Here is a 1,738-nt window from a genome sequence, read left to right as displayed (position 1 = left end):
CTGCAAAGCCGCTATGACAAGGGCGAGACCGAGGAGGAGCGCACCGCCTATATCAACTGCCCGATGGACAAGCCGCAATATGAGACATTCATCGACGCGCTGCTGGCCGCCGACAAGACCGAATTCCATGAGGGCGAAACGGCGGGCTATTTCGATGGCTGCCTGCCCATCGAGGTGATGGCAGAGCGCGGGCGCGAGACGCTGCGCCATGGGCCGATGAAGCCCGTGGGACTGACCAATGCGCATAAGCCGCAAGACAAGGCCTATGCTGTGGTGCAGCTGCGCCGCGACAACAAGCTGGGCACGCTTTATAACATCGTGGGCTTTCAGACCAAGATGAAATACGGCGCGCAAACTGCTGTTTTCAAAATGATTCCCGGCCTTGAAAACGCCAGCTTTGCCCGGCTGGGCGGCATTCACCGCAACACTTTCCTCAATTCGCCCACGCTGCTGGATGAGCAGATGCGCCTGAAGTCGCGGCCGAACATCCGCTTTGCCGGTCAGGTGACGGGGGTTGAGGGCTATGTGGAAAGCGCGGCGATGGGTTTGCTCGCCGGCAGGATGGCTGCCGCAGAGGCCAAGGGGCAAATTCTGCCGCCGCCTCCGCCCGACACGGCGATGGGCGCGCTGATCACCCATATCACCGGCGGCGCCGAGGCCAAAACCTTCCAGCCGATGAATGTGAACTTCGGGCTGTTCCCGCCGATTGATGCCAAGGGCGGGCGCCGGGGCCGCAAGGATCGCTACAAGGCCTATACCGACCGCGCGAAAGAGGCTTTTGCCGCATGGTTGGCAGCGCAATAACGCGCTTTGCGCCATCGCCTACTGGGCCGCTGCATCTGGGCCATGCCTATGCCGCGCTGGTGGCCGATGCGCGCGGGCGGATGCGGCTGCGGATCGAGGATATTGATCGCGCGCGCTGCAAGCCAGATTGGGAAATCGCGATCTTTGACGATCTGCGTTGGCTGGGCCTCAGCTGGCCGCAGCCGGTGATGCGGCAATCCGAGCGGCTCAGCTTTTATCGGCAAGCCCTTGAAAAGCTGCACATCTTGGGTGTGATCTATCGCTGCGACTGTTCGCGCGGGGATATTCGGGCGGCATTGTCGGCGCCGCAGGAAGGCGCGGCCTTGATCGGGCCGGATGGGCCGGTTTATCCGGGCCTGTGCCGGGCCAAGGGCTTGCAAGCACCGGATGCGGCGATCCGGCTGGATATGGCGCGGGCCATGGGCCTGGTCGGGCCGGTCAGCTTTCACGACAGCGGGCCGGACCATGCCGGACAGCACTGCAAGACCGCGCCGGAAATGATTGAAACCATTGGGGATATTGTTCTGGCGCGGCGCGATCTTGGCACCGCGTATCATCTGGCGGTGGTGGTGGATGACGCGGCGCAGGGCATCACCGAGGTGACGCGCGGCGCTGATCTGTTCGAGGCGACGGCGATTCATGTGCTGCTGCAACGGCTGTTGCGCCTGCCAACGCCGGCCTACCACCATCACCGGCTGATCCGCGACGATCAGGGAAAGCGGCTGGCCAAGCGCGACGACGCGCGCGCCTTGGCGAAATACCGCGCCGAGGGTGCGACGCCACAGGATATTCGGGCGTTGCTCGGGCTTTAGGCCTCGGCGGCGTTGGTCTTGGCGGCAAGGCTGCCGCTGGCCCAGGCTTGCAACACCCGCCACAGCACAAGACCGGTGAGGATCAGGGCCAAAAGCCCGAAAATGCCGCCCGTGGTCAGCAG

Annotated in this window: 2 protein-coding genes; both read left to right on the top strand. The window is 63.9% G+C overall.

Features of this window, described 5'->3' with window-relative positions; genetic code table 11:
* Positions 1-804, top strand: an 804-nt coding sequence (gene trmFO, locus JNN06_RS01435) for a methylenetetrahydrofolate--tRNA-(uracil(54)-C(5))-methyltransferase (FADH(2)-oxidizing) TrmFO (protein ID WP_291237819.1), incomplete at its 5' end; no start/stop codon positions are given.
* Positions 786-1,616: a tRNA glutamyl-Q(34) synthetase GluQRS gene (gene gluQRS, locus JNN06_RS01430; protein WP_291237818.1), complete on the top strand. Its 831-nt coding sequence runs from the start codon at positions 786-788 to the stop codon at positions 1,614-1,616. The genes trmFO and gluQRS, both read left to right, overlap by 19 nt.
* Positions 1,617-1,738 lie beyond the last annotated feature (122 nt).

It is taken from the genome of Gemmobacter sp., assembly GCF_016792925.1.
GTDB lineage: Bacteria > Pseudomonadota > Alphaproteobacteria > Rhodobacterales > Rhodobacteraceae > Gemmobacter.
This window is presented reverse-complemented; position numbering and strand designations above follow the sequence as displayed.

Excerpts from the sequence above, each read along its gene's own strand:
- gluQRS (WP_291237818.1), top strand. The coding sequence starts at position 786 with ATGGTTGGCAGCGCAATAACGCGCTTTGCGCCATCGCCTACTGGGCCG.